The sequence below is a fragment of the Novosphingobium sp. ZN18A2 genome, from assembly GCF_036784765.1.
Taxonomy (GTDB): domain Bacteria; phylum Pseudomonadota; class Alphaproteobacteria; order Sphingomonadales; family Sphingomonadaceae; genus Novosphingobium.
The window spans coordinates 527,782-550,793 of sequence record NZ_CP136651.1; the positions used below are offsets into that span (position 1 = coordinate 527,782).

Below are 23,012 nucleotides of genomic sequence, written 5' to 3' on the forward strand. Positions count from 1 at the left end.
ACTAACCAGCTGTGGCCGGCTCGTGTTGCATGCGACTGGAGGTTTGCGCATCTCTGCGTGCGGCGGGCTTGCGATCGTTCAGCGCAAGGGTTCCGCCCGCCGCCAGAATCTGATCGTAAAGCACGAAGTCGTCAGCGTAGAGTGCACGAATCCTTGCTTCCAGTGCGCTGTCGATCGCATAGGCGGAAGAGTCGCTTTTGTTGAGATGGGGTAATTCAGCCAGCCTGAGCCATTGGGCAAGCTCGCCCGACATCGACGGATCCTGATCAATGACGACAAGCCGGTCGACAAGGAAATTCCCGTCCCTGTCCTTTACGCATTCGACTTGGGGCCGGAAGTGCGCAACCGGTTGCAGCCGCATCAGTTCGGGATGGGCCTCAAGCCGGGAAATAAAAGCTTCAAGCGGCTCCAGTGGTGCAAGGCGTGTCATTTCATAGCGGGAAACCAGCATGACGTCAGATCCACCGCGCAGCATGAACCGCCATGCGGACAGAAAGCGCCGCGTGGGATCGCGCATGACGGCGAAGCGCGTCCAGTCATCGAACCGGTCGCCGAAACGCCTGCGCCAGTTCCGCGCCGTATAGGTTTGTAGGTTTCTGCCGTATAACTCCTTGGAAATGGAAGTGCCGCCAGTCTTGGGGATGTGCACAAGCAGGCAACCGGCCTGCTCCACTTCCTGGGCTAGGCCATTGCCGACCGCCACCATCCAGATCGCCCGGAAAGGCGCAAATCCCACGGCGTAATTTATCGCCGTATGCGCATAATCGTGGATTGTGTCCTTGATGAGCAACGCCCATTCCGGCATCCAGCGCCAATCGCGCGGATGCGGCCTGTAAGGCTTGTCGGATTTGGCGTCATTGCTTCCGGACCGGACAACGAACAATCGCAGAACCACAAAATTGACCAGCGTTGCAATCGTCATGGTGCAAAGCCCGGCAATATAGGCGTTGGGTACGATCTGTAGCATCACCCACAGCAAGACGACTGCAAAAAGGTAATTTCCAAGATAGTTCAACAGAAAACGGCGCTTGTCCATCTTCTGCCCGGTGAATACCAGGCGGTTATAGGAAAAATAGTTGAACGTAACCCCGATGATGCGGCCCAGAAGCTGCGCGGCATGCGGTATTAGGCCAATCCAGATCAGAAGCGCGTAGACGCTGAAACCGAAAACGGTGTTCAGGCCGCCCGTTGCGCAAAATCGCACGAACTGGAACGTTGCCTGGACCTTTTCGGCGCTGAGCCGCCCGGAACCTGTCAATTTCATGGTCTCTCGATCAATCTGGGGTGGTTTCTGCAAAGGGCGCAACACGGTTCATTTGCAGAGTTCACCGCAATTCGCAAGCAAGCCCGCCCAATCGAAAGCATAGGTGTGGTTGCTGGAGCGAGGGCAGGCAATCGCATCCCATGCGCTACGGGAAATCGCCGGCGCGGGCGGGGCGCCGTTCGCGTCGACGTTGCGGAAGGGGCGATAATCGGCTTGAGGCCGGGAACCGGAAATAATATAATCACAACAAGGGGTTTTAGCAGCCTCATGCGACTCGCGACCAAAGCGTTTCTGTCAACGCTTCGCGAGCTTTTCACGGGAGACGCAAAAGTGATTGGACCTCTTACTCGGCGGGGTCTTGCGCCGCTTGCGCTGGCCGGAATCGGTGCTGCGGCGATGATGCGGGCGGAAGACACCGCAGCACAATCCCCGGCGGGAGACGCTCCAGGAACAGTGCTGGATGCCGGCGTCCACCGGGTCGATGCGAACACCACCATACGCGGCGACATGCAGCTTATGCCCGGCGCTCGGCTGGAGATTGCCGCAGGGCGCACGCTGACGGTACTGGGCAGTTTCGACGCGCCGATTTCCCACGTGTTCCAGGGTGACGGCACGGTAGACCTCAACCGCAGTACTACACGATGCGCCTACCCTGAATGGTGGGGGGCACAACCCGATCGGGAACAGATCGATTGCTTGCCCGCCCTCAATGCCTGTCTCGCCGCGCACCCCGTGATGTCGCTTGGATCCGGGAACTATTTTCTTTCCGATACCTGGGTGATTGAACGCGGTTTTTGCCGTATCTGGGGAAGTGGATTTCGCGGCAACGATTTTGCGCGTGGCACCCGCCTGATCGTCAAAAGTGGTACTGCCGACGTCGTGCAAGTTGGCAGTTCCTCGAAGCCGGAGAAGATCAACGATTTTTTGCAGGCCGTCGATTTGCGCTATCTGCATCTCGCGCGGTCCGTTCCAATGGACGGTAGTGCGGAAAATATGCCGGCGGGGCTCAGGGCGAAGTTCCTGTTGTGCTGCACATTCGATACGATCAGCGCATTCGAACACGCGATCGGGTTCTATGCGCAAGGCGTGGTTCGCGGACTTTTCACCAACTGCATGACCCGTCGGACAGCGGCTGCGCGATCGGGGGGTATATCCTGGCGCGGTTTCCTGCTCGATGGGAACACGAATATCGGATTGGCGGGGGGCAATGCCTCAATCTACCTTACCGATTGCAATGCTACCATTGGCGGGCATCCGAATATCAGCGATCCGGTTGGTATGTTGCTCGACGGCGCGTTTGCCGACACTTACATCGTGAACTTCGAAACAGCACATGTTGCCACGGGCATCCGGGCCAGCGGGCGGCTGGGCGAGCTTTCCGGGCTAAAGAAGGGCGCGCACAATGACGTGCATATCCGGATGCCGATCATCGATCAGTGCAACAGAACCGGAATAGAGATCTCCGATACCTCGCCAAATGGCCTCGTCGATATCAGCGAACCGTATATCGCGGTGGCGCCCGGCGCGCAGGCAGCGATCAGTTTTGATCGTTTCCGAGGCGCCGCGCATATCTCCGGCGGGCAGTTCTATGGGTTGGGCGATGCCCTGGGCGGCGGCTCTGCTGCGGGATTGGCCGTGAATGCCAGCAACGGGATTTCCGCTAGCGGGCTGAAGTTCGTGAATGTGATGCAACCGGTCGTCCTCGAAAACGCGACGGCCTTCTCTGTCGATGCCTGGGCCGGAAATACAATGATGAAGTCCGGCAACGCCGCGGCAAGGCTTTCCAATTGTAGAAACGGCAGCATTTCCTTCAGGTTATCGGGGCAACCGGGCAGCTTCGGTCGGGGGATAGAGGTGTCCGCGTCGCAGGCGGTTGCCGTAAATCCAAGCGGGCTCGATGCGCAGATACTCTCCAGCGGGCGGGGTGGCAAGGTCATGGTGGACGGCAGCCCACTGGATGCGGGCAAACGCGGCGGTGTTGCGCTATTGCCGGGGTAACGCCGTTGTTGTTGTTGTGTGGCCGGAGCCACGCGGCTAGTGCGGCATCATGACAAAAACAGGCCGCTCGGCGGCGCTCTTCGGTTTCGACGGCCGCACGCGCGGGATGTACTGATTTCCATATGAGCCGATTTTCCCAGAGCGCAGGGCGCTGGATTTTCCTTGCGATCATTGTGATCGCTGCACTGGTGCGACTGGCTACCGTGCGTTTCGGCCTTCCCGCGCTGAACGATCCCGACGAACTGATGTTCGAGATGGGGGCAGCGCATATGCTGCGCGACGCGACGCTGAACCCGGGATGGTTCGGCCATCCGGCGACGACCACCATGTATGTTCTCGCCCTTATCGACGTCGGCGTATTTGCCATCGGCTGGCTGCTTGGCTGGTTTGCCGGCCCGGCCGCGTTCGTCAAGGCGATTTGGTTCGATCCCGCGCTGGTTATCCTGCCCGGGCGCGTAATGATCGTGATTTGCGGCGTGCTTACCGTTGCCTTGACGGCCCGCCTGGGCGAACGCCTGTTCGATCGACACGTTGGGCTGGCCGCCGCGGCCCTGCTTGCACTCGATCCGGTGCACGTCTTCTGGTCGCAGGTCGTCCGGTCGGACGTTATGGCAAGCGTGTTCCTGCTCCTGTGCTTACTTTCGACGCTGACGGTTGCCAGAAGCGGACGTTGGCGCGATACCTTACTTGCCAGCATGTGGCTGGGGCTTGCCGTGGCCACGAAGTGGCCCTTCGCCGCAGCGGGAATGTCGATGGCTGGAGCCTGTCTGCAGCGCGTGTCGCAACGGTCGGGCTGCGGGGCAAGCGAGGCGTGGCGTTTTCTTGCGTTCGGCGTTGCCGGCGTGGCCGCGCTTGTAATTGCCTCGCCGTTTCTCGTGCTCGATTTCCAGACCGCGTTCGGCAATGTCAGGGGCGAAGTGAAGACCTATCACCTGGGAGCGACCGGGGGCTCTCCACTTTGGAATCTTGGCTGGTATGTTTCACACCCTCTGCTTTCGGCATTTGGTCTCGCGGGACTTATTTTGGTGTCGATTGGTATCGTCCGCGCCGCATGGAACCGGGAGATGCTCGCGATTCTGGGGCCGCCGGTTGTCGGCTTCATATTGTTGCTGGTTTCCCAGAAACTTGTCTGGGATCGCTGGGCATTGCCGCTCTTGCCGTTGCTCTCGATTGTCGCTGCTGCGGGGGCGGCGTGGATCGTGGATTACATTGGCGGGGGGCGCGGGGCGAGCGCAAAGCTCGCGACTGCAGCGGTAATTGCCATTGCCACGGGCGGCCCACTTCTTGCGGCGGATCTGGCGCAAGGGCGAGAGCGGCTCAACGACACGCGCCAGCAGGCATCACTGTGGATCGAGACTCATGTCCGGCCAGGCAAGACCGTGCTGGTAGAGCATTTTGCGTTCGATCTGGTGTCTCGGCCCTATCGCTTTCTGTTCCCTGCTGGAGACGCCGGCTGCCTTGATGTGGTTGCAACGCTCGAAGGCAAGATCCCGTATTCGACGATAACGAAGTTGCGGCACGGCCGATCCACTGTCGACATAGGCAATGTTGCGCCGACCGAGCTGGCTTCGTGCCGCGCAGACTATGTGGTGACCACGCAACTGGATCGATATTCTGCGGAAAAGGCCCGCTTTCCCGCAGAATACGGGCAATACCGCACGATGCTTGCGGGCGCGCAGCAGGTTTCGGTTTTCCGCCCCGAACCCGGCGTTTCGGGCGGCCCGATAACGCGTATCTTCAAGCTGACGCGCAACGGCGTCGGTGCCACTTCCGATTGAAGCCCGTCCCTACCGCGTCGGAACCGGCGTCTCTCCGGAATAATCGTAAAACCCGCGGCCGGTCTTGCGGCCCAGCCAGCCGGCTTCCACGTACTTCATCAGCAGCGGGGCGGGGCGGTATTTGCTGTCGCCGGTCGTGTTGTAAAGCACGCGCACGATGTCCAGGCAGGTGTCCAGCCCGACGAAATCGGCCAGTTCCAGCGGGCCCATCGGGTGGTTCAGGCCAAGTCGGCAACCCTTGTCGATATCCGCGATGCTGGCGGTGCCCTGGCCCAGGACGAAGACCGCTTCGTTTATCATCGGCAAAAGGATGCGGTTGACGACGAAGCCCGGCTCGTCCTCGCACTGCACCACCTGCTTGCCCAGGTGTTCGGCAAAGGCGCGCGTGCGCGAAACGGTTTCGCGGCTGGTGGCAAGGCCGGGGATCACTTCGATCAGACCCATGACGGGAACCGGATTGAAGAAGTGAAGGCCGATGAAGCGCGCCGGATCGGGGCTGCTGGTGGCCATGCGGGTAATGGGGATCGAACTGGTGTTCGACGCCATGATCGCGGTTTCGCCCAGGAAGGGGCCGACCGCCTCGAAGATCTTGCGCTTGATCTCTTCCTTTTCGGTCGCCGCCTCGATGATCAGTTGCGCTTCCTTCATCGGCGCATATTCGCCGACCGGCACGATGCGCGAGAGCGCGGGTTCGATCTCTTCGGGCGCCATCTTGCCGCGCGCGGCCTGCTTGTTCATCGCCTTTTCGATGCCGGACCTGGCCTTTTCCGCCAGCGCGATCTCTACATCCGACAGCAGCACCCGGATACCGGCCTGCGCCACCACCTGCGCAATGCCCGAGCCCATCTGGCCGGCGCCGATCACCGCGATTGTCTGCATCGAAAATTCCTTCACAAGTGCGGATGCACGCTTCCGCCAAAGGCGGCTGACTAGCGCAGGATGCCGTCCTTGGCCAGCCTTCGCACCTGCAATATCGGGTGTGCCGCTTGGTGATGAACCGCCCCGCGGCGGGCCGCGTCGCCCCGGTCAGCGGTTGGCGCCCGGAACCCACTGCGGATCGCCGCCGCTATCGGCGTTCAGCGCGCGGGCGAGCACGAAGAGATAGTCCGACAGGCGATTGAGATAGGACCGGGCCGCCGGGTTCACCGGCTCTTCGGCGGAAAGCGCGCTGGCGGCGCGTTCGGCGCGGCGGGTGATCGCGCGGGCAAGGTGGACGCGCGCCGCCGCTTCGCTGCCGCCCGGCAGGATGAAGCTGGACAGCGGTTCCAGCGCCTCGTTCATCCGGTCGATCGCGGCTTCCAGCCATTCGACTTGCGCGGGCGCGATGCGCAGCGCCATGTCCGACGGGCGAAAGTCTCCGCCGGGCGTGGCAAGGTCCGCGCCAAGGTCGAACAGGTCGTTCTGGATGCGCCGCAATTCGGCAGCGGCGCTTTCCGGCACGGCGATCACGGCAAGGCCGATGGCGCTGTTCGCTTCGTCCACCTCGCCGATCGCGGCCATTCGCACATCGTGCTTGGCCCGGCGTGATCCGTCGACGAGGCCGGTCGTCCCGTCATCGCCGGTCCGCGTGTAGATCTTGTTCAGCTTGACCATGGTCGAAATCCTGCCCGGCAATCGCCATTGGGCGATGCCGTCCTGCGCGATGTCGTCAGTGGTGGCCGCCGGCGACCGCCAGCAGCAGCGCGACGACGCCGATGGCCATCGCCTGGAACATGATGCGGTTCTTCATCATCTGCTGCTGCTTTAGCTGCGATGGCGTGGGGCCGGTGCCGCCGGGGTGGTCAAGGTCTTCCTTCGTGCTCTGCAGGAACGCGATGATTCCGCGAACGAGAGAAACCACGACCATCGCCATAAGGCCGACAAGGAGGAGGACCAGGACTACGTACATGGGCCTGAATGTAAGGATTGCGACAGCGAAATGCCAGCGGGAAAGTCATGCGCGCGCAGCGCGGCGGCCAGCGCCAGCCCGTTTTCGCCCCCGTCTTTGTCTGCGCGCCTGCGGTCCGCCAGCGAGGGCGAACCGCGCCGCTTGGCCAGCTTGCGCCCGTCCGCTTCCACCAGCAGACCGTGATGGTGCCACACCGGCACGGGCAGGCCGAGAAGCTCTTGCAGCAGGCGGTGGACATGCGTTGCCGGGAACAGGTCCATCCCGCGCGTAACGTGCGTGATCCCGTCCGCCGCGTCGTCCAGCGTGACGGCAAGGTGATAGCTGGCGGGCGCGTCCTTGCGCCACAGCACCACGTCTCCGAAGGATTCGGGCCGCGCTTGCTGTTCGCCGGCCAGTTCGTCCGTCCAGAAGAGCGGCCCGGTCAGCGCCAGCGCCTTTTCCACGTTCAGCCGCCACGCCGCGCCATCGCCCGGATCGACCGCCCTGCCACGGCAGGTGCCGGGATAGACCGGCCCGTCCCGCCCCAGTTCGCGCCAGGACCGCGCGATCTCTGCCCGCGTGCAGCGGCACGGATAGACGAGGCCGAGCGCCTTCAGCCGTTCGAAGCCAGCGCGATATGCGGCGATGCGCGCCGATTGCGGGGCGACCTCGCGATAGGCAAGGCCGAGCCATGGCATGTCGGCGCGGAAATCCTGCGCAAGGTCCGCGCGGCTGCGCGCGCCGTCTATATCCTCGATACGAAGCAGGAATTCGCCGCCGCTTTGCGCCGCGCGATCATGCGCGACGATGGCCGCGAAGGCGTGGCCAAGGTGCAGGCTGCCGTTGGGGCTTGGGGCGAAGCGGGTGCGGATCACGCCTGCGTGTCTAGCGTGCCCTTTGCCATATACAAACGGCCACAATCCAGTGGCCATAAAGGGCGAACGGCCGCCTCGCGGATGCGAAGCGGCCGTCCTGGCCAGAGGCTGCCCGCCGTGCTCAGATAAGCGTGGCGGTGAACATCAGGCCGCTGACACTGGCGGCGGCGATGATCGGCAGCAGGTGTATGGCGAACGTGCGCATGGATTGTCTCCCCATTTTGCGTTGAACGCCTTTGCGAAGGCAGGCCTCCCAAGACCCCGCCGCGCGGACGGGACTGGAAGTGCCCGCGCGGCCGGCGGCGCAAATGGTGGGTCGCGCAATATTCTGCAAGTGCGAAAGACAGATTATTGCTTGCATAATTTGCAATCATGCTTGCAAGTGAGGGCAGGCCGCTTGCCAGCCGCGCGCGCTGCACTTATCGGCGGGCCATGAGCGTCCAGCCTTCCGACTCCATCCTTATCGTCGATTTCGGCAGCCAGGTGACCCAGCTGATCGCGCGCCGTGTGCGCGAAGCGGGGGTCTATTCCGAAATCGCGCCATTCACCCAGGCCGAAGAGGCATTCGAAAGGATGAAGCCACGCGGCATCATCCTTTCCGGTTCGCCCGCCAGTGTGCCGGACGAAGGCAGCCCGCGCGCGCCGCAGGTGCTGTTCGAAAGCGGCTTGCCGATCCTGGGCATCTGTTACGGCCAGCAGGTGATGAGCCACCAGCTGGGCGGCGAAGTGCGGCCGGGCCATGAAACGGGCGAGGGCGGAGAGTTCGGCCGCGCCTATCTGACCGTGACGGAGGAATGCGCGCTTTTCGACGGGCTGTGGAAAGTGGGCGAGCGGCACCAGGTGTGGATGAGCCACGGCGACAAGGTAACGAAGTTCGCGCCGGGCTTCCGCATCGTCGCCACCAGCGACGGCGCGCCCTTCGCGGTGATCGCGAACGAGGAAAAGCGTTATTACGGCACGCAGTTCCATCCGGAGGTTGTCCACACCCCCGATGGCGCAAAGCTGATCGCCAACTTCGTGCGCCACGTCTGCGGGTGCCCGGGCGACTGGTCGATGGCCGAATTCCGCCGCACCAAGATAGAGGACATCCGCGCCCAGGTGGGGGATGGAAAAGTGATCTGCGGCCTTTCGGGCGGGGTCGATTCGGCGGTTGCGGCGGTGCTGATCCACGAAGCGATCGGCGACCAGCTGACCTGCGTTTTCGTTGACCACGGTCTTATGCGCATGGGCGAGGCAGAGCAGGTCGTCAGCCTGTTCCGCAATGCCTACAACATCCCGCTGGTCCACGTGGACGTGGAAGAGATGTTCCTGGGCGGGCTGGCGGGCGTTACCGACCCGGAAAAGAAACGCAAGTTCATCGGCAAGACCTTCATCGACGTGTTCGATGCCGAAGCACAGAAGATCGGCGGGGCCGATTTCCTTGCGCAGGGCACGCTCTATCCCGACGTGATCGAAAGCGTCAGCTTCACCGGCGGGCCGAGCGTGACGATCAAGAGCCACCACAACGTGGGCGGCCTGCCCGAACGCATGAACATGAAGCTGGTCGAACCGCTGCGCGAACTGTTCAAGGACGAAGTGCGCGAACTGGGGCGCGAACTGGGCCTGCCGGACGTTTTCGTGGGCCGCCACCCGTTCCCCGGTCCCGGCCTTGCCATCCGCATCCCCGGCGAAGTGACCAAGGAACGGTGCGATATCCTGCGCAAGGCGGATGCCATCTACCTGCAGGAAATCCGCGAAGCCGGGCTTTACGATGCGATCTGGCAGGCGTTCGCCGTGCTGCTGCCGGTCAAGACCGTGGGCGTGATGGGCGATTATCGCACGTATGACAGCGTGTGCGGCCTGCGCGCGGTAACCAGCACCGACGGGATGACCGCCGATGTCTATCCCTTCGATGGCGCTTTCCTGTCCCGCGTGGCCACCCGCATCGTCAACGAAGTGAAGGGCATCAACCGCGTGGTGTATGACTACACCAGTAAGCCGCCTGGCACGATCGAGTGGGAATAGCCGACCGGTACGGGCGCGTGGCGATCGGCCACATCGCATAAGCCCTGCATCAGCGGGAACAGGGAACTTTCCTGCGCGCGCCGGCGTAGGGGTGGCATGATACGCGCGCTTGTACAGGACTATGGCTGGATCCATCGCGGGCTCGGCCTGGTCGGCAATCTTACCTTCGTCATCGGCAGCGTGCTGTTCCTTCCATCCTATTCCGCGTGGCAGGTGGTGGCGGTGTGGTTGTTCATCACCGGCTCGGCGTTGATGTTCGTAGGCGCCGCGGGCGAATTCGCGGTCCGGCTTTACGAGAACGGGCGGCACACCGGTAAGGGGACGCGGGGGCGCAACGCGTCCGACGATTGAACGGCCGGAACGCGTGGAAACAGGTCCGTTTCGGGTCGACACACGAGCGCAAGACGCGTAGGCGCGATGCAGGGGGAACAAGGCAAGCAGGCAACACGGGAGGGCAGCAATGCTCGAATCCCTCGGGCCCGACATATGGATCGCCGATGGCCCGGTGGTCGATTTCTATTCCTTTCCCTATTCCACCCGCATGGTGCTGGTGCGACTGGCCGACGGCGCGCTGTGGGCGTGGTCGCCGATCGCGCTTACGCCCGAACTGGAAGCCGAAGTGCGCGCGCTTGGCGAAGTGCGCCACCTGATCGGGCCGAACAAGATCCACCACCTCTCGCTTGGCGCGTGGCAACAGGCATTCCCGCAGGCCAAGCTCTGGGGCACATGGGAACTGGTCAAGAAACGCCGCGACCTGGCCTTTGACGGCAAGCTGGGTGACATCGTCCCGCCCGAATGGCTGGGCGAGATCGACCATTACTGCTTCGACAATTCGGCGTTCATCGACGAAGTGGATTTCTTCCACCGCCCGTCGCGCACGGCGATCTTCGCGGACCTGACCGAAAACTTCAGCCGTGCTTTCATCGACGACAACTGGAAGTGGTGGCAGCGGCCCATCGCGCGCGCCTGGAAGATCGTCGAGCCGTTCGGCTACGCCCCGCTTGAAATGCGCGCCAGCTTCCGCAACCGGCGCGAAGCGCGCCGCAAGATGCTGCGCCTGATCGCCGAAAAGCCGGAACGCGTGGTGATGGCGCATGGTGAGATCGTGCGCGAAAACGGCGCGGAATACCTGAAACGCGCGTTCGCCTGGCTGCTCTAGCAGTCGGTTCTTCGCCTAGGCTGCTTCGGGCAGCGTTTCGCCGATCCGCTCTATCGCTGTGTGAAGGCGTTCGGCGGCTTCGGGAACCAGGCGATATTCGAACAGGGTCAGGTGACGCAGCAAGGTCCGCCGCACCGCGCCGGTGCCTTCGGCGGTCGGTTCGCCCATCTCGCGATAGTGTTCCAGGCCGTGGCGCAGGATGATGGTGGCGTTGATGGCAAGATCGCGCAAATGTTCGCGCGGCCAGTCGAGCAGCCCGGCGGCGACCATCGCCATGTAGTTCGCCTCAAGCTGGTCGTATGTGCTTTCCAGCCAGTCGCGCACCCGCCCGGCAATCGGCTTGACGTGTTCGCCATAGGCGGCCTGGTCGCGATAGAGAAAGCGATAGTCGCGCAGTTCCTGCATCAGGCGCGACAGCATGGCCGCGTATCCACCCACCGGATCGTCGTGTCGCGGCTTCATCGCCAGTCGCGAATCGACCTCGTTGGCGAATTGCCCGGCGATCGCTTCCAGCAGCTTGCGCTTGGTCTTGAAGTGATACCACAGGTTGCCCTCGGCGATCCCGCAATGCGCGGCCAGCGCCGCCGTCGTCACCTGCCCGAAGCCCTGTTCGTTGAACAGGGCGCGCGCGCCGGCAACGATCCGGTCCTTTGTGCGCATCGCGGGCGCTGTCTGGGTGTCGGGCTTGGTCATCAATAGCGTGTCAGTTTCACTTTCATGCCCTTGTAGCCGTGAACGAAGCAGGCGGGAACCCGCTCGGGCTCTTCCAGAACGTCCACCCGCAAGCGGCGCTTGGCCATTTCTTCCAGCAGCGTGACGAGTTGCAGCTCTGCCACGCGCGCGCCCACGCAGCGGTGGATGCCATAGCCGAAGGCCAGGTGGCGCCGGGCGTTCTCGCGGTCCACGCGCAGCACGTCGGCGTCCTCTCCGAACACGCTTTCGTCGCGGTTGGCCGAAACGTACCACAGGACGACCTTGTCGCCCTTTTTCATCTTCACGCCCTCGATCTCGGTGTCCTGCTCAACCGTGCGGCGCATGTGCGCAAGCGGCGTCTGCCAGCGGATGATCTCCTGCACGGCGTTGGGGATGAGCGCGGGATCGGCTTCCAGCTTCGCCCGCTCTTCGGGATACTTGTGCAGCCCATAGGCATAGGCCGACATCGAATTGCGCGTGGTATCGTTGCCGCCCACGATCAGCAGGATAAGGTTGCCAATAAATTCCTGCTCGCTCATGTGGTTCATCGCATCGGACCGCAGCATGACAGAGATCAGGTCCTTACCCGGATTGGCGATCTTCTGCTGCCAAAGCTGCGCGAAGGCCATGCCCATCTCGCCCATTTCCCGGTTGCGATAGGCCATGCCACCCGGCTGGCGGATCAGTTCCACGTCGCCGCCGATATCCGACCAGTGGGTCAGCTTGTGGCGTTCCTCCCAGGGGAAATCGAACAGCCGGGCCAGCATCCCGGTGGTCAGTTCGATGGATACGCGCTGGACCCAGTCGAACGGTTCATCGATGGGCAGCGAATCGAGCACTTCGGCGGTGCGGGCGCGCACTTCCGCCTTCATCTCCGCCACTTCCGACGGACCGAAAGACGGCGCCACGGTGCGGCGCTGCGCGGTGTGCTGCGGCGGGTCCATCGCGATGAACATCGGCAGGCGCTCTTCGTCTTCCAACAGCTTGTCGGAATCGAAGGCGATCGAAATTCCGCCATAGGTGTAACTGGACGAAAAGATCTTGGGCAGCGCCTCTATGTGCACGATCGGCTTGTAGGTCGAAACCGACCAATAGGGGCCGAACTTCGAATCGGGCACGAACTGGATCGGCGCTTCGCGGCGCAATTTCGCAAAGGGCTCCTGCCAGCGATCTTCGGTATAGAGTTCGGCGGCGGACACATCGATCGGGGCAAGCCGCGGATCGGCGGCAGGCGCAGTTGACATGTTTCTCTCTCTCCCACGGCCCCTTTTGGCGGAGCCTAGGGTGCGCACCCTAACACGGGGCGCACACGAGTCAATTCATCCCTGCCTGCAGGGACCGGCGGAAGCATCGAACGTCAGCGCGTTCAGGCTTCGTAGTCGGGAAAGAAGCGCCGGATCACGTCCCGCGCCAGGCGGGCCGGGCGCAGCGTGTCGGCATCGATGCAGCACCAGCTTGAACGGACTTCGGCCAGAACGTCTTCGCCGCGCTTGATCACCGTCTGGTAAAAGGCCCGCGCGCCCTGCACCTTTTCAAGCAAGACCGTGGCGAAAACCTCGTCTCCCAGGAAGGTCGGCTTGCGATAGGTGATCTCGTGCTTCAGCGCGACCCACAGGTGGCCGGCCACCGCATCGGCCGGCGCGATTGAACGCCAGTGATCGATCACCGCGTCCTGCACCCACTTCAGGTAGCTGGCGTTGTTGACGTGGCCCATGAAATCGATGTCGGATTCTTCGACGCCGATCGGCACGGTATGGGGAATCGCATTGCTCACACCAGTGTCAATAGCAGAAATGGTCCTGATTGGCCAATAACTTCCGGCCGATAAATTGGATGGTCGGGGCAAAAAATCAGGCGGCGCGAAGCCCCTTGATACCGCGTGCGCCACGATCCCGCGCGGACAGGCCATCGAACATCGCATCGACGATGCGCGCCAGCTTTTCTTCCGAAAGGCGCTCCATCACGGGCAGCATCGCGCCGATGTTGCAATAGACGCTGACCATCTGGTTCACGAGGCTGATCGCCTCGTCGATTTCCAGCCCTTCGAAATGTCCGTCGGCCATCGCTTCGGCGATGATCATGCCCAGGTAGTGGTCGCCAAGGTCCACATAGCTGCGCACCAGTTCGAAATGCGCTTCGCCCAGTTCCACCGACATCTTGAACGAGAGCGGGTCTTCCCGCCACGAATCGCGCATCATCACGAAACGGCGGGCATAGAACTCGTACATCTTGCGTCGCGGCGGCAGGTCGGAATTGATGACCTCTTCCATCACCGCGACCTTGGGCCGGAACCAGTGTTCGGCGATCGCTTCGATCAGGGCTTCCTTGTTTTCGAAATACCGGGCGAGCGTTACCGGGGAAACGCCGGCGCGGGCGGCCAGTTCGTTCATCGTCAGGCCCTGGTCGCCGCGCTCGTCGACGATGGCGTGCGCGATTTCGACCAGGCGTTCGCGTGCGGCGTCGTTGTCGGAAGTGGTCAGTGGCATCGGCGTGTTCGCTCTTCCTCTCCCGGGAATATGCAGAGTCTAGGAAGCGCGCGCGGCAATTTCAATTCGCCGCGCCGATTTCGCCCGATGCACCGCCTTCAACCCGTCGCACCCTTGGGCTAGGGACGTGGGAAAGCCAACCGAACCAAGAGTCTTCCATGCCATTCGCCGCCCCCCGCTTCGCCGCGCTTGCCGCGCCCGTTCTGCTGTTGTCCGCCTGCGCGGCGCCGATGGCCACCGCGCCCGGCGCGCAGACGGCGTCTGCCGAACGTCCCGTTGAAGTGGGGATCATCGCGATAAACGATTTCCACGGCGCGCTTGAACCGCCGCACGCATCGGTGGCCGCGCCGGACGGGCAGGGCGGCACGGTCCGGGTGCCCGCAGGCGGCGCCGCGTGGCTGGCCAGCGCAGTGCGGGCATTGCAGGCGAAATATCCGTATCACCTGACCGTTTCGGCGGGTGACCTGACCAGCGCATCGCAGTTCGCATCGTCGATCTATCTCGATGAACCGGCGGTGGGCGTGGCCAATCGCATCGGGCTCGATTTCAATGCGGTCGGCAATCACGAGTTCGATCGCGGGCTGAATGAGCTTGAGCGGCTCCAGCACGGCGGCTGCGCGCACTATACCGCGCGCCAGCCCTGCCAGGTGGAGCCGTTCAGGGGTGCCAGGTTCGAATACCTTGCCGCCAACGTAACAGAGGCGGACGGCAAGACGATCTTCCCCGCAACCGCGCTGCGCAGCTTCGGCAGCGGTGCGCGCAAGGTGAGTGTCGGCGTGATCGGGCTGACGCTGAAGGGAACGAAGGATCTTGTCGCGCCGGGCGGCATTCGCGGGCTGACCTTCGGCGACGAGGCGGATGCGATCAATCGCGGAGTCGCGAAGCTGAAGGGCGAAGGCGCGGATGCGGTTGTCGTGCTGATCCATCAGGGGCTGGCCCCCGTGCCCGGCAGCAAGCCCGATCCCAACGGGTGCGACGTTTCGGGCGCATTGGAGCCGATCCTCGACCGGCTCGACCCGCGCGTGGACGTGGTCGTTTCGGGCCATACCCACCAGACCTACAACTGCATGTGGCCCGGCAAGACCGGCGGAAAGCCGATGCTGCTGACCAGCGCGGGGTCTTACGGGCGGCTGGTGACGGACATCGTGCTGGACATCGATCCGGCGTCCGGCGCGGTGGTTTCGAAGTCGGCGAAGAACCTGATCGTCCAGTCGCCCGGCTATACCTCGTCACGCGGGCCGGTGGCGCAGAGCACCGCCTATCCCACGTACAAGCCAGCGCCCGACGTTGCCGCCTATGTCGGCAAATACGTGGATGCGGCCAAGGCGTTCTCGCAGCGGGTCAGCGGCCACATTTCCGGTCCCGCGGACAAGGCCGACAGGGGCGGGGCCACCGCGCCGACCGGCGGCGACCTGGGCAACCTGATCGCGGACGCGCAACTGGCCGCCACGCGCAAGGCCGGTGCGCAGATCGCCTTCATGAACCCCTTCGGCATTCGCGCCGCGCTGGTTCCCGGCAAGGACGGGGCGGTCACCTATGGCCAGATCTACCAGGTCCAGCCGTTCAACAACGTGCTGGTGACCGGCACGATGACGGGCGCACAGATCAAGGCGGTGCTGGAACAGGGGTTCGACGATGCCGGCGTTAAGCAGGCGCTCAGCCCCTCGGCGGGCTTTGCCTACACTGTCGATATGACCCGGCCCTCCGGCAATCGCGTAACCGGCATCACGCTGAACGGGAAGCCGCTTGGCATGGACACGACCTATCGCGTGACGGTGAGCAACTTCCTGTCGGGCGGCGGTGACGGATTCTCCGTCTTCGGGAAGGCGGGCGATACGGTGATCGGCGAAACCGACCTCGATGCGCTGGAACAGTGGCTTATGGCCGTGCCGGTGCGGCAGGTGCCGCACGAACCGCGCGCGACGATCACGGGTTAGGTCGGACGAACTGAAAGTCCGTATAATTTTCCCGTCGTCCCCGGCTTGACCCAAGGTCCAGCTTTCCTTTGCAATTCCGGTGAAGGCAGGCGGGGCGCGTGTCCTGCTCAGTGACCGGGGCCGCCGACAACCGCCATTGCCGGGCCGAACCCGGCGCGGGCCGTTGCAAGGTCGGCGGCGATGGTCTTTTCGGCCAGCCGGTAATGCAGCGCGGCCCACCAGTACAGCAACGAGGACGCCCCCATCGCGGCGGCAAGCGCGATGCCCGGCGCAAAGCCGTCGGCTGCCATCCAGTCGCTTCCCGCGCCGATCACCAGCGGCCCCAGACCGCCGCCGATCAGCGAAAAGATCATGTTGGTAATGGCCGAAGAGGTCACCCGCATGCGTGGGTGCATCAGGTTGTAGACCGTGCCGTAAGTCACGCCCAGATAGCTGAACTGGAACAGCGCCGTCACGGACAGCAGGGCCAGCGCGGCCCAGGCGTTCGATTGCAGCAGCGCGGCGATGAACAGCACCGGCGAAATTGCCAGCGCGATGGCGGGAACGCGCGCATGGGCATGGGGCATCCTGGGGGCGAGCCGGTCTGCGACGATCCCGCCCATCATCACGCTGATCGTCGCCGGAACCGCCGCGACGAAGCCGTTGGCAAGCCCCGCTTCCAGCAGCGAAAAGCCATAGCGGCGCATCAGCAGCGCAGCGAAGAACGTGTTCACGCCGAAGCCCACCAGCGAAGCGATGGTCGATCCCGCGACGACATGGGTGATCGTGCGCACTTTCACGAAGCGGGCCAGCACGTCGCGGATCGGCGGCACGGTTTCCACGTCGCCCGCGTCATACCGCCCGCGCGGCGGCTCAGACAGCAGCAGGTGGACCAGCACCGCCAGCACAAGCCCCGGCGCCGCCGCGAACAGGAAGGCATCGCGCCACCCGAAATGCGCGGCCACCAGCGACCCGCCCGCCGCGCCCACGAACGCGCCGATCGGCGGGGCGAGCATCAGCACGGACATCGCCGTGGCCCGCCGTGCGGGGCGGAAGAAATCGGCAATCGTCGAGTGGCTGGACGGCAGGCCGATCGCCTCGCCCACGCCCACCGCGATGCGTGCCGCGAACAGATGCGCAAAGCTGCCGGCCATGCCGGTCCACGCTGTCGCCAGCGACCACAGCAACGTGCCCAGCGCGATCAGCGAAAGGCGGCGCATCTTCTCCGCGAGCCGCGCGACGACCAGCCCCAGCACCACGTTCAGCAACGCGAACGCCAACCCCGAAAGCAGCGCGATCTGGGTGTCCGACAGGCCAAAGTCCTTGCGGATCGGCTCAACCAGGACATTCAGGACGATGCGGTCGACAAATCCGATGGTGCTGATGGAGGTCAGCAGGACCAGCGCGAGGCCGGCCGAATCACGGCGCAACAGCGCCTTGTCGGTACTTTCCTTCAAGGCGCGGCTTCTCCCTTCCGCAGGTCCGATCCGGACCTATAGACCGCATCCGCGGTGCCGGGCCAGCGCGAAAGGTCTGGCCCGGCAGCAATTTCGAATCCGGTCCCGGCGCGCGATACGGGGATCAATCCCCCAGCGTGGAGACGAGGTTGCCCACCGCTTCGGCAAATTCCTCGCGAAAGTCCTGCACAACCGCGCGGGAAGAGCGCACCTGGTCCACCAGCCCGACGCCTTGGCCCACGAAATAGCTGACCAGTTCGCGTGCATCCTCGTTGCCGTTCACCACCGCCTTTTCGATCCGGGCGAAGGCGGGTTCGGAAACCATGCCCATCAGCGGCATCGGCAGCGGTCCGGGGCTGTCCGCGCCGTCCCACGCCTCGTGCCACGCGGTTTTCAACTGGCGTGCGGGCTTGCCGGTGCGGCAGCGCGAACGCACGGTGTCGCGGCTGCGGGCGGCAACCATCTTTTCGCGGAAAGCCTCGCTGGTTTCGGCCTCCACCGTCGATAGCCAGATCGAACCGGTCCACGCGCCTTGCGCACCGGCGGCCATCATGCCCGCCATCTGTGCGCCCGTCATGATGCCGCCGGCAGCCAGCACCGGGATGTCGTGGCCCGCCTCCGCCAGCCCGCGCACCACTTCGGGAATCAGCACAAGCGTGGAAACCTCGCCGCAATGGCCGCCCGCCTCACCGCCCTGCGCAACGATGATGTCCACGCCCGCCTGCGCCTGCCGGATCGCGTGTTCCTTCGCGCCCACCAGCGCGGCCACCGGAACGCCGTGCTTGCGGCCCTCCTCGATCATGCGTGGCGGCGCGATGCCAAGCGCATTGGCGATCAGCTTTATCGGGTGACGGAAGGCGACTTCCATCTGGGCATAGCCGTTTTCGGGCGTGATCCCGGCGCGGCCCTCGTAACGGACCACTTCGCCGGGCGGCACCTCCAGCCCATAGCGACCGAGCAGGTCGGACGTGAAGGCGCGGTGCCGGTCCGAGATCGCGGCCGCGCGTTCCGCATTGTCATGGAAATCGGCAACGCGCGGATCGATGGTCTCGGGCACCAGCACATCAACGCCATAGGGCGCGCCGTCTATATGCGCGTCGATCCAGGCGAGTTCCTCTTCCAGCTGTTCCGGGGTGAAGCGGGTTGCGCCCAGAACGCCGAAGCCGCCCGCCTTGCTGACGGCGACGACGACATCGCGGCAATGGCTGAATGCGAAAAGCGGGAACTCGCAGCCGGTCAGCCGGCAAACCTTGTTATCCATGTCCTCTCCCTGCGCCGGTCCGTATCGGCGCTTATCGGCCGATAGCTTTGCGCGGGAAAGGCGGCGAGGGCAAGCCCCGCCGGGATCGGTTGGCCTGTCCGCTTGCGCGGGTCAGCTTTCATAGCGCGCCGTCGTCTTCGCGGCGATCTCGTCCGCCGTTACGCCGGGCGCCATCTCCACCAGCCTGAAGGGCGACGTGTGGTCTGCGCGCTGGAACACCGCCAGGTCGGTGATGATCATGTCCACCACGTTCCGGCCGGTCAGCGGCAGGGTGCATTCGGGGATGAACTTGGGATCGCCGTGCTTGCTGGTGTGCTCCATCACCACGATGATCTTTTTCACGCCCGCGACAAGGTCCATCGCGCCGCCCATGCCCTTGATCATCTTACCGGGGATCATCCAGTTGGCGATGTCGCCGTCCTGGCTGACTTCCATCGCGCCAAGCACGGTAAGGTCGATATGCCCGCCGCGGATCATGGCGAAGCTGGTGGCCGAATCGAAGAAGGCCGAATGCGGCAGCTGGCTGATCGTCTGCTTGCCCGCGTTGATCAGGTCGGGGTCGACCTCGTCGTCATAGGGAAAGGGGCCGATGCCCAGCATCCCGTTTTCCGACTGGAGCGTTACCATCATGCCTTCGGGGATGTGGTTCGCCACCAGCGTGGGAATGCCGATGCCAAGATTGACGTAAAAGCCGTCTTGCAGCTCGCGCGCGGCGCGCGCCGCCATCTCGTCGCGGGTCCAGGCCATCAGTTCTGCTCCTCGGATTTGGGTTTCCAGCGCTTGTCGGCCGGGAAAACGTCGTCGATGCCGCCTTTCACGCCCGATCCATAGACCGGGTTGGGCATGGCAAACCATGTGCGGCCCCACATCGCGGCGATCGCGGGGCCCATCGCGCCGGCGCGGCGCCGGGGCGGGGTGCCCGGCACGAACAGGTCGGAAAAGTCTATCAACTGGTCGCCCGCCATCGCGACCACGCAATAGGTCTTCGCGATTTCCAGGCGGCGGCCGTCCTTGCCGCGCTTCCCGTCGACATCGCCCTGGAGATAAAGCGTCTTCAGGTGTTCCGCCGGGCCAAGGCCCGCCGCGTCCAGCGCAGCTTCGGTTCCCCGGTAGTTGGCGGCCGAACGGTTGGTGTTGAAGATCACGGTCACGCCCATCGCGCGCAGGGCTTTCACGGCGGAAAGTGCGCCGGGCACGGGCGAGACGTAAGCCGCGCCGTGCTGTTCCCAGTCGCTCCACCGCGCGGGATCGAACGGGCGGCCGGGGTGCGTGGCCTCGTCGTATTCGAAGCCGTAGTTGAGCAGCATCGTCTCATCCGCATCGAACACCGCGGCCCAGGGTTTGTCACCGCAGGCCAGCGGTTCGGGATCGGCCAGCGTCGATCTCGGCGCCAGCACGGCGGACCACGCATCGGCAGGCGCGGGGGTGCCGGCATCCTTGCGGGCCTTGCGTGCGGCAACAGCGTCGACCAGCGCGTTATAGCCCGTCTGTTCGACTGCTGCCGCTTCGGCCGAGCCATACAGGAACTGCATCTGCGGCGGGACCGAGATCGGAGCGATCTGGCTGTTCGGCACGGGCACATCGATCGTCTGCGCGGTCGCGCAGGCGGACAGCGCCAGCGCGCAAAGCGCCGCAACGGGGGCGTGAATGCGCATCACGCCGCCTCGCGCTCACGCACGGTGCGGAACTCTATCTTCTTGTCGTATGGCGCGCCCACGATCATCCGGTTCACGAAGACGCCGGGCAGGTGGATGCAATCGGCGTCGAGCGTGCCCGCCGGTACGATCTCTTCCACTTCCACCACGCAGATGCGCCCGCAGGTGGCCGCCGGCACGTTGAAGTTGCGCGCGGTCTTGCGGAACATGACATTGCCGGTTTCATCGGCACGCCATGCCTTCACCAGGCTGAGGTCGGCAAAGATGCCGCGCTCCAGGATATAGTCCTGCATCGTGCCGTCGGGCGCGGGGAACTGCTTCACTTCCTTGCCTTCGGCAATCTGCGTGCCGACGCCGGTCTTGGTATAGAATCCGGGAATGCCCGCGCCGCCGGCGCGCATCCTTTCGGCCAGCGTGCCTTGCGGGCAGAATTCCACTTCCAGTTCGCCCGAAAGGTACTGGCGTTCGAACTCCTTGTTCTCACCGACGTAGGAGCTCATCATCTTCTTCACCTGCCGCGTGCGCAGCAGCTTGCCGATGCCTTCGTTGTCTATCCCTGCATTGTTGCTGGCGAAGGTCAGGCCCTTCACGCCCGAATCGCGCACCGCGTCGAGCAGCCGTTCCGGGATGCCGCACAGGCCGAAGCCCCCGCAGGCAATCAGCATGTCGTCGCGCAGCAAACCGTCAAGCGCGGCAGTGGCGTCGGAGTAGATCTTGCTGGACATCGGATGTCTCTCCCTTTCTCGCAGCGGCATTAGACGAAACCATCAATCGAAAATAGTGATTGTTGTTTATGCTTTTTGATAAGAGATGGGCATGAAACGGATTGCCATCTATCATCTGGAAACGCTGTTGTGGATCGCCCGGCTCGGCACGTTCCGTGCCGCGGCAGAGCGGCTCAACACGACCCAGCCGGCGATATCCGCACGCGTTCGCGAACTGGAAGACCGGCTTGGCATTGCCATTTTCCGCCGCGAAGGCAGGCGCATGGTGCTCACCACGCGCGGGCGTCGGCTGGTTCAGCAGTGTGAACCGATCTGGGCCGGCTTCGAAAAGGTGCTGCTCGAAGCGAGCGATTTTTCGGGGGCGAGCGGGGTGGTGCGCGTCGGCAGCGGCGAGATCGCGGCGGCGAGCTGCCTGCCCGGATTCGTCCAGGCGATAGAGCGCGATCTGCCGGGCGTAACGCTCGAGATCGAGCTCGACCTGACCACGCGCATGCTCCAGCAATTGCTTTCGGGCACCAGCGACGTCGTGTTCCTGGGCGGCCCGGTGGCCAGCCCCGGTGTGCGTACATTGCCGATCGGCTCGGTCGGGCTTGTCTGGCTGGCGAGCCGGGCCACGGTCGAAGCGGGCGGCTTCGCACAGGCGCTGCCCGTGTGGTCGCTGCCCGCAAATTCGCCGATACACGGGGCGATGCTCGAATCGATCGAGGCGAATGCCGCGCCGGTGCGCACGATCGGCACCTGCAACAACGTGCGCACACTGGTGGAGATCGTATCGGGCGGTGGCGGTGCGGCGGTGCTTCCCGAAACGATGGTGCGCGCGGAAATTGCCTCTGGCCTGCTGGTAGAGGTGCTGCCGCGCCCCCGCCGCAAGATACACTTCGAGGTGGCGATCCGCGCGCGTGAGCGTGATCCGCTGGTGCTCGAACTGTTCCGCCGCGCGGGAGAGCTGACTATCGAGCTTTGAGGGTGCCGGGAACGGCCTGATTGCGGCCGTTGCGCCGGCCGACCATCTCTCCCTCAGGCGAGCGGGATGTCCAGCACGGCCCCCAGGTCGGCCAGCGCCTGTTCGCCGCTTGTCACCTTGATCGCGTGCATCCCCAGCTGCGCCGCCGGCTTGCAGTTGATGCCCAGGTCATCGAGATAGACGCATTCGCCTGCCGCCGTGCCCAGCCTGTCCAGCATCATCTGGTAGATGCGCGGATCGGGCTTGCGCACGCCCGCCTTGCTGCTTTCGATCACTTCCTCGAATCGGGCGAATATCTGCTCCATCTCGTCGCGCGCATCGTCGCTGCGCGCCATGCCCGCGCCGTGCCCGGCGGGAACGTTGTTGGTGATGCAGCCAAGGCGGAAGCCGGCATCCTTCAACCGGTCGAGCGCGCGGACCATTGCCGGGCGGACCGCGCCAGCCAGCACCGCCAGCACCGCGCTGCCTTCAAGGTCGTGCCCCAGCGCGCGCGCCTCTTCGGCGAACAGGCTGTCGAAGGTGGCCGGATCGATTTCGGACCGTTCGAATTTTGCCCAGGCATTGGTGTCAGGATCGGTTGCGTTCACGCGGCGGATGAAATCGCGCGGCAGCCCGCGCTCATCCTCCAGCCGGTTGAACGCCTCGAACGGAGACGCGGTTATGACGCCGCCGAAGTCGAAAATTACCGCCGTGAAGCCCATGCACCGTTTCCCATCTGAATTGCGTTTTCGCCGTTCCCGCCCCGTCCTCTAGCGACTGCAAGCCACGCTGCAAGGTTCGCAAGGACGTCGCAAGGACGGGGGCGGGCTAGGCGCCGCGCGTCAAGCCGTCGTCGCGGATCGCCATCGCCCGTTCTGGCGGATTGTCGCCATTTGACCTGAATCATGGCAGGCTATGCGTGAGAGAGCCA

Annotated in this window: 22 protein-coding genes; 7 read left to right on the forward strand and 15 right to left on the reverse strand. The window is 64.1% G+C overall.

Going from position 1 to position 23,012, the window contains the following annotated elements; all coding sequences use genetic code 11:
- Position 1 precedes the first annotated feature (1 nt).
- Complete coding sequence (locus tag RXV95_RS02625) at positions 2-1,264, reverse strand: GtrA family protein (RefSeq protein WP_338467474.1); 1,263 nt, start codon at positions 1,262-1,264, stop codon at positions 2-4.
- A 267-nt stretch (positions 1,265-1,531) separates the two neighbouring features.
- Here RXV95_RS02625 and RXV95_RS02630 point away from each other — a divergent pair, with 267 nt between their 5' ends.
- Positions 1,532-3,262, forward strand: a complete 1,731-nt coding sequence (locus RXV95_RS02630) for a hypothetical protein (RefSeq protein ID WP_338467475.1) — start codon at positions 1,532-1,534, stop codon at positions 3,260-3,262.
- Between the two features lie 122 nt (positions 3,263-3,384).
- Complete coding sequence (locus RXV95_RS02635; RefSeq protein ID WP_338467476.1) at positions 3,385-5,040, forward strand: glycosyltransferase family 39 protein; 1,656 nt, start codon at positions 3,385-3,387, stop codon at positions 5,038-5,040.
- 9 nt (positions 5,041-5,049) lie between these two features.
- Here RXV95_RS02635 and RXV95_RS02640 read toward each other — a convergent pair whose 3' ends face one another.
- The 4 genes from RXV95_RS02640 to gluQRS form a co-directional block, all read right to left on the reverse strand.
- Positions 5,050-5,919 (reverse strand): 3-hydroxyacyl-CoA dehydrogenase NAD-binding domain-containing protein, encoded by an 870-nt coding sequence (locus tag RXV95_RS02640; protein WP_338467477.1) that lies wholly within the window; start codon positions 5,917-5,919, stop codon positions 5,050-5,052.
- A 147-nt stretch (positions 5,920-6,066) separates the two neighbouring features.
- On the reverse strand, positions 6,067-6,633 hold the full coding sequence (locus RXV95_RS02645; RefSeq protein WP_338467478.1) for a cob(I)yrinic acid a,c-diamide adenosyltransferase: 567 nt from the start codon (positions 6,631-6,633) through the stop codon (positions 6,067-6,069).
- A gap of 55 nt (positions 6,634-6,688) precedes the next feature.
- Positions 6,689-6,928: a hypothetical protein gene (locus RXV95_RS02650; RefSeq protein ID WP_338467479.1), complete on the reverse strand. Its 240-nt coding sequence runs from the start codon at positions 6,926-6,928 to the stop codon at positions 6,689-6,691.
- Positions 6,919-7,782: a tRNA glutamyl-Q(34) synthetase GluQRS gene (gene gluQRS / locus RXV95_RS02655; RefSeq protein ID WP_338467480.1), complete on the reverse strand. Its 864-nt coding sequence runs from the start codon at positions 7,780-7,782 to the stop codon at positions 6,919-6,921. Before gluQRS ends, RXV95_RS02650 begins: the two co-directional genes overlap by 10 nt.
- Before the next feature lie 432 nt (positions 7,783-8,214).
- On the opposite strand from gluQRS, the gene guaA reads away from it, so the two are divergent.
- The 3 genes from guaA (at position 8,215) to RXV95_RS02670 (ending at position 10,945) form a co-directional block, all read left to right on the forward strand.
- Entirely contained in the window at positions 8,215-9,786 is a 1,572-nt protein-coding gene (gene guaA, locus RXV95_RS02660) for a glutamine-hydrolyzing GMP synthase (protein WP_338467481.1), read from the forward strand.
- A 96-nt stretch (positions 9,787-9,882) separates the two neighbouring features.
- A complete protein-coding gene (locus RXV95_RS02665; protein ID WP_338467482.1) occupies positions 9,883-10,137 on the forward strand; it encodes a YrhK family protein in 255 nt (84 codons plus the stop codon).
- Between the two features lie 109 nt (positions 10,138-10,246).
- Positions 10,247-10,945 carry a DUF4336 domain-containing protein gene (locus RXV95_RS02670; RefSeq protein ID WP_338467483.1) on the forward strand — a complete coding sequence of 233 codons (699 nt, stop codon included), beginning with the start codon at positions 10,247-10,249 and terminating at the stop codon, positions 10,943-10,945.
- 15 nt (positions 10,946-10,960) lie between these two features.
- Here the strand turns inward: RXV95_RS02670 and RXV95_RS02675 are convergent, their stop codons facing one another.
- The 4 genes from RXV95_RS02675 to RXV95_RS02690 all read right to left on the reverse strand — a co-directional run bounded on the left by RXV95_RS02675 (position 10,961) and on the right by RXV95_RS02690 (position 14,124).
- Positions 10,961-11,638, reverse strand: a complete 678-nt coding sequence (locus RXV95_RS02675; protein ID WP_338467484.1) for a TetR/AcrR family transcriptional regulator — start codon at positions 11,636-11,638, stop codon at positions 10,961-10,963.
- Positions 11,638-12,882, reverse strand: a complete 1,245-nt coding sequence (locus tag RXV95_RS02680; RefSeq protein WP_338467485.1) for a cytochrome P450 — start codon at positions 12,880-12,882, stop codon at positions 11,638-11,640. The genes RXV95_RS02675 and RXV95_RS02680 overlap by 1 nt, the downstream gene beginning before the upstream one ends.
- A gap of 122 nt (positions 12,883-13,004) precedes the next feature.
- Positions 13,005-13,412, reverse strand: a complete 408-nt coding sequence (locus tag RXV95_RS02685; RefSeq protein WP_338467486.1) for a thioesterase family protein — start codon at positions 13,410-13,412, stop codon at positions 13,005-13,007.
- Positions 13,413-13,488: 76 nt separating this feature from the next.
- The gene (locus RXV95_RS02690) at positions 13,489-14,124 is read right to left on the reverse strand and encodes a TetR/AcrR family transcriptional regulator (protein WP_338467487.1); all 636 of its coding nucleotides are present in this window, start codon (positions 14,122-14,124) and stop codon (positions 13,489-13,491) included.
- A 158-nt stretch (positions 14,125-14,282) separates the two neighbouring features.
- Between RXV95_RS02690 and RXV95_RS02695 the strand changes: the two genes are divergently transcribed.
- Positions 14,283-16,061, forward strand: a complete 1,779-nt coding sequence (locus RXV95_RS02695; protein ID WP_338467488.1) for a bifunctional metallophosphatase/5'-nucleotidase — start codon at positions 14,283-14,285, stop codon at positions 16,059-16,061.
- A 107-nt stretch (positions 16,062-16,168) separates the two neighbouring features.
- Here the strand turns inward: RXV95_RS02695 and RXV95_RS02700 are convergent, their stop codons facing one another.
- The 5 genes from RXV95_RS02700 to RXV95_RS02720 all read right to left on the reverse strand — a co-directional run bounded on the left by RXV95_RS02700 (position 16,169) and on the right by RXV95_RS02720 (position 21,138).
- Positions 16,169-17,497 (reverse strand): MFS transporter, encoded by a 1,329-nt coding sequence (locus RXV95_RS02700; RefSeq protein WP_338467489.1) that lies wholly within the window; start codon positions 17,495-17,497, stop codon positions 16,169-16,171.
- A 124-nt stretch (positions 17,498-17,621) separates the two neighbouring features.
- Entirely contained in the window at positions 17,622-18,758 is a 1,137-nt protein-coding gene (locus RXV95_RS02705) for a nitronate monooxygenase (RefSeq protein ID WP_338467490.1), read from the reverse strand.
- Between the two features lie 111 nt (positions 18,759-18,869).
- Positions 18,870-19,505 (reverse strand): CoA transferase subunit B, encoded by a 636-nt coding sequence (locus tag RXV95_RS02710; RefSeq protein WP_338467491.1) that lies wholly within the window; start codon positions 19,503-19,505, stop codon positions 18,870-18,872.
- Complete coding sequence (locus tag RXV95_RS02715) at positions 19,505-20,413, reverse strand: HAD family acid phosphatase (protein ID WP_338467492.1); 909 nt, start codon at positions 20,411-20,413, stop codon at positions 19,505-19,507. Before RXV95_RS02715 ends, RXV95_RS02710 begins: the two co-directional genes overlap by 1 nt.
- Positions 20,413-21,138 (reverse strand): CoA transferase subunit A, encoded by a 726-nt coding sequence (locus tag RXV95_RS02720; RefSeq protein WP_338467493.1) that lies wholly within the window; start codon positions 21,136-21,138, stop codon positions 20,413-20,415. The genes RXV95_RS02715 and RXV95_RS02720 overlap by 1 nt, the downstream gene beginning before the upstream one ends.
- Before the next feature lie 91 nt (positions 21,139-21,229).
- Between RXV95_RS02720 and RXV95_RS02725 the strand changes: the two genes are divergently transcribed.
- Positions 21,230-22,102 carry a LysR family transcriptional regulator gene (locus RXV95_RS02725; RefSeq protein ID WP_338467494.1) on the forward strand — a complete coding sequence of 291 codons (873 nt, stop codon included), beginning with the start codon at positions 21,230-21,232 and terminating at the stop codon, positions 22,100-22,102.
- A 53-nt stretch (positions 22,103-22,155) separates the two neighbouring features.
- Here the strand turns inward: RXV95_RS02725 and RXV95_RS02730 are convergent, their stop codons facing one another.
- Positions 22,156-22,803: an HAD-IA family hydrolase gene (locus RXV95_RS02730; RefSeq protein WP_338467495.1), complete on the reverse strand. Its 648-nt coding sequence runs from the start codon at positions 22,801-22,803 to the stop codon at positions 22,156-22,158.
- Positions 22,804-23,012: the final 209 nt, after the last annotated feature.

What these genes read in the sequence shown, in the direction of transcription:
- RXV95_RS02625 (WP_338467474.1), bottom strand. Translation starts at nt 1,264, where the DNA reads ATGAAATTGACAGGTTCCGGGCGGCTCAGCGCCGAAAAGGTCCAGGCA.
- RXV95_RS02630 (WP_338467475.1), top strand. Translation starts at nt 1,532, where the DNA reads ATGCGACTCGCGACCAAAGCGTTTCTGTCAACGCTTCGCGAGCTTTTC.
- RXV95_RS02635 (WP_338467476.1), top strand. Translation starts at nt 3,385, where the DNA reads ATGAGCCGATTTTCCCAGAGCGCAGGGCGCTGGATTTTCCTTGCGATC.
- RXV95_RS02640 (WP_338467477.1), bottom strand. Translation starts at nt 5,919, where the DNA reads ATGCAGACAATCGCGGTGATCGGCGCCGGCCAGATGGGCTCGGGCATT.
- RXV95_RS02645 (WP_338467478.1), bottom strand. Translation starts at nt 6,633, where the DNA reads ATGGTCAAGCTGAACAAGATCTACACGCGGACCGGCGATGACGGGACG.
- RXV95_RS02650 (WP_338467479.1), bottom strand. Translation starts at nt 6,928, where the DNA reads ATGTACGTAGTCCTGGTCCTCCTCCTTGTCGGCCTTATGGCGATGGTC.
- guaA (WP_338467481.1), top strand. Translation starts at nt 8,215, where the DNA reads ATGAGCGTCCAGCCTTCCGACTCCATCCTTATCGTCGATTTCGGCAGC.
- RXV95_RS02665 (WP_338467482.1), top strand. Translation starts at nt 9,883, where the DNA reads ATGATACGCGCGCTTGTACAGGACTATGGCTGGATCCATCGCGGGCTC.
- RXV95_RS02670 (WP_338467483.1), top strand. Translation starts at nt 10,247, where the DNA reads ATGCTCGAATCCCTCGGGCCCGACATATGGATCGCCGATGGCCCGGTG.
- RXV95_RS02675 (WP_338467484.1), bottom strand. Translation starts at nt 11,638, where the DNA reads ATGACCAAGCCCGACACCCAGACAGCGCCCGCGATGCGCACAAAGGAC.
- RXV95_RS02680 (WP_338467485.1), bottom strand. Translation starts at nt 12,882, where the DNA reads ATGTCAACTGCGCCTGCCGCCGATCCGCGGCTTGCCCCGATCGATGTG.
- RXV95_RS02690 (WP_338467487.1), bottom strand. Translation starts at nt 14,124, where the DNA reads ATGCCACTGACCACTTCCGACAACGACGCCGCACGCGAACGCCTGGTC.
- RXV95_RS02695 (WP_338467488.1), top strand. Translation starts at nt 14,283, where the DNA reads ATGCCATTCGCCGCCCCCCGCTTCGCCGCGCTTGCCGCGCCCGTTCTG.
- RXV95_RS02705 (WP_338467490.1), bottom strand. Translation starts at nt 18,758, where the DNA reads ATGGATAACAAGGTTTGCCGGCTGACCGGCTGCGAGTTCCCGCTTTTC.
- RXV95_RS02710 (WP_338467491.1), bottom strand. Translation starts at nt 19,505, where the DNA reads ATGGCCTGGACCCGCGACGAGATGGCGGCGCGCGCCGCGCGCGAGCTG.
- RXV95_RS02715 (WP_338467492.1), bottom strand. Translation starts at nt 20,413, where the DNA reads ATGCGCATTCACGCCCCCGTTGCGGCGCTTTGCGCGCTGGCGCTGTCC.
- RXV95_RS02720 (WP_338467493.1), bottom strand. Translation starts at nt 21,138, where the DNA reads ATGTCCAGCAAGATCTACTCCGACGCCACTGCCGCGCTTGACGGTTTG.
- RXV95_RS02725 (WP_338467494.1), top strand. Translation starts at nt 21,230, where the DNA reads ATGAAACGGATTGCCATCTATCATCTGGAAACGCTGTTGTGGATCGCC.
- RXV95_RS02730 (WP_338467495.1), bottom strand. Translation starts at nt 22,803, where the DNA reads ATGGGCTTCACGGCGGTAATTTTCGACTTCGGCGGCGTCATAACCGCG.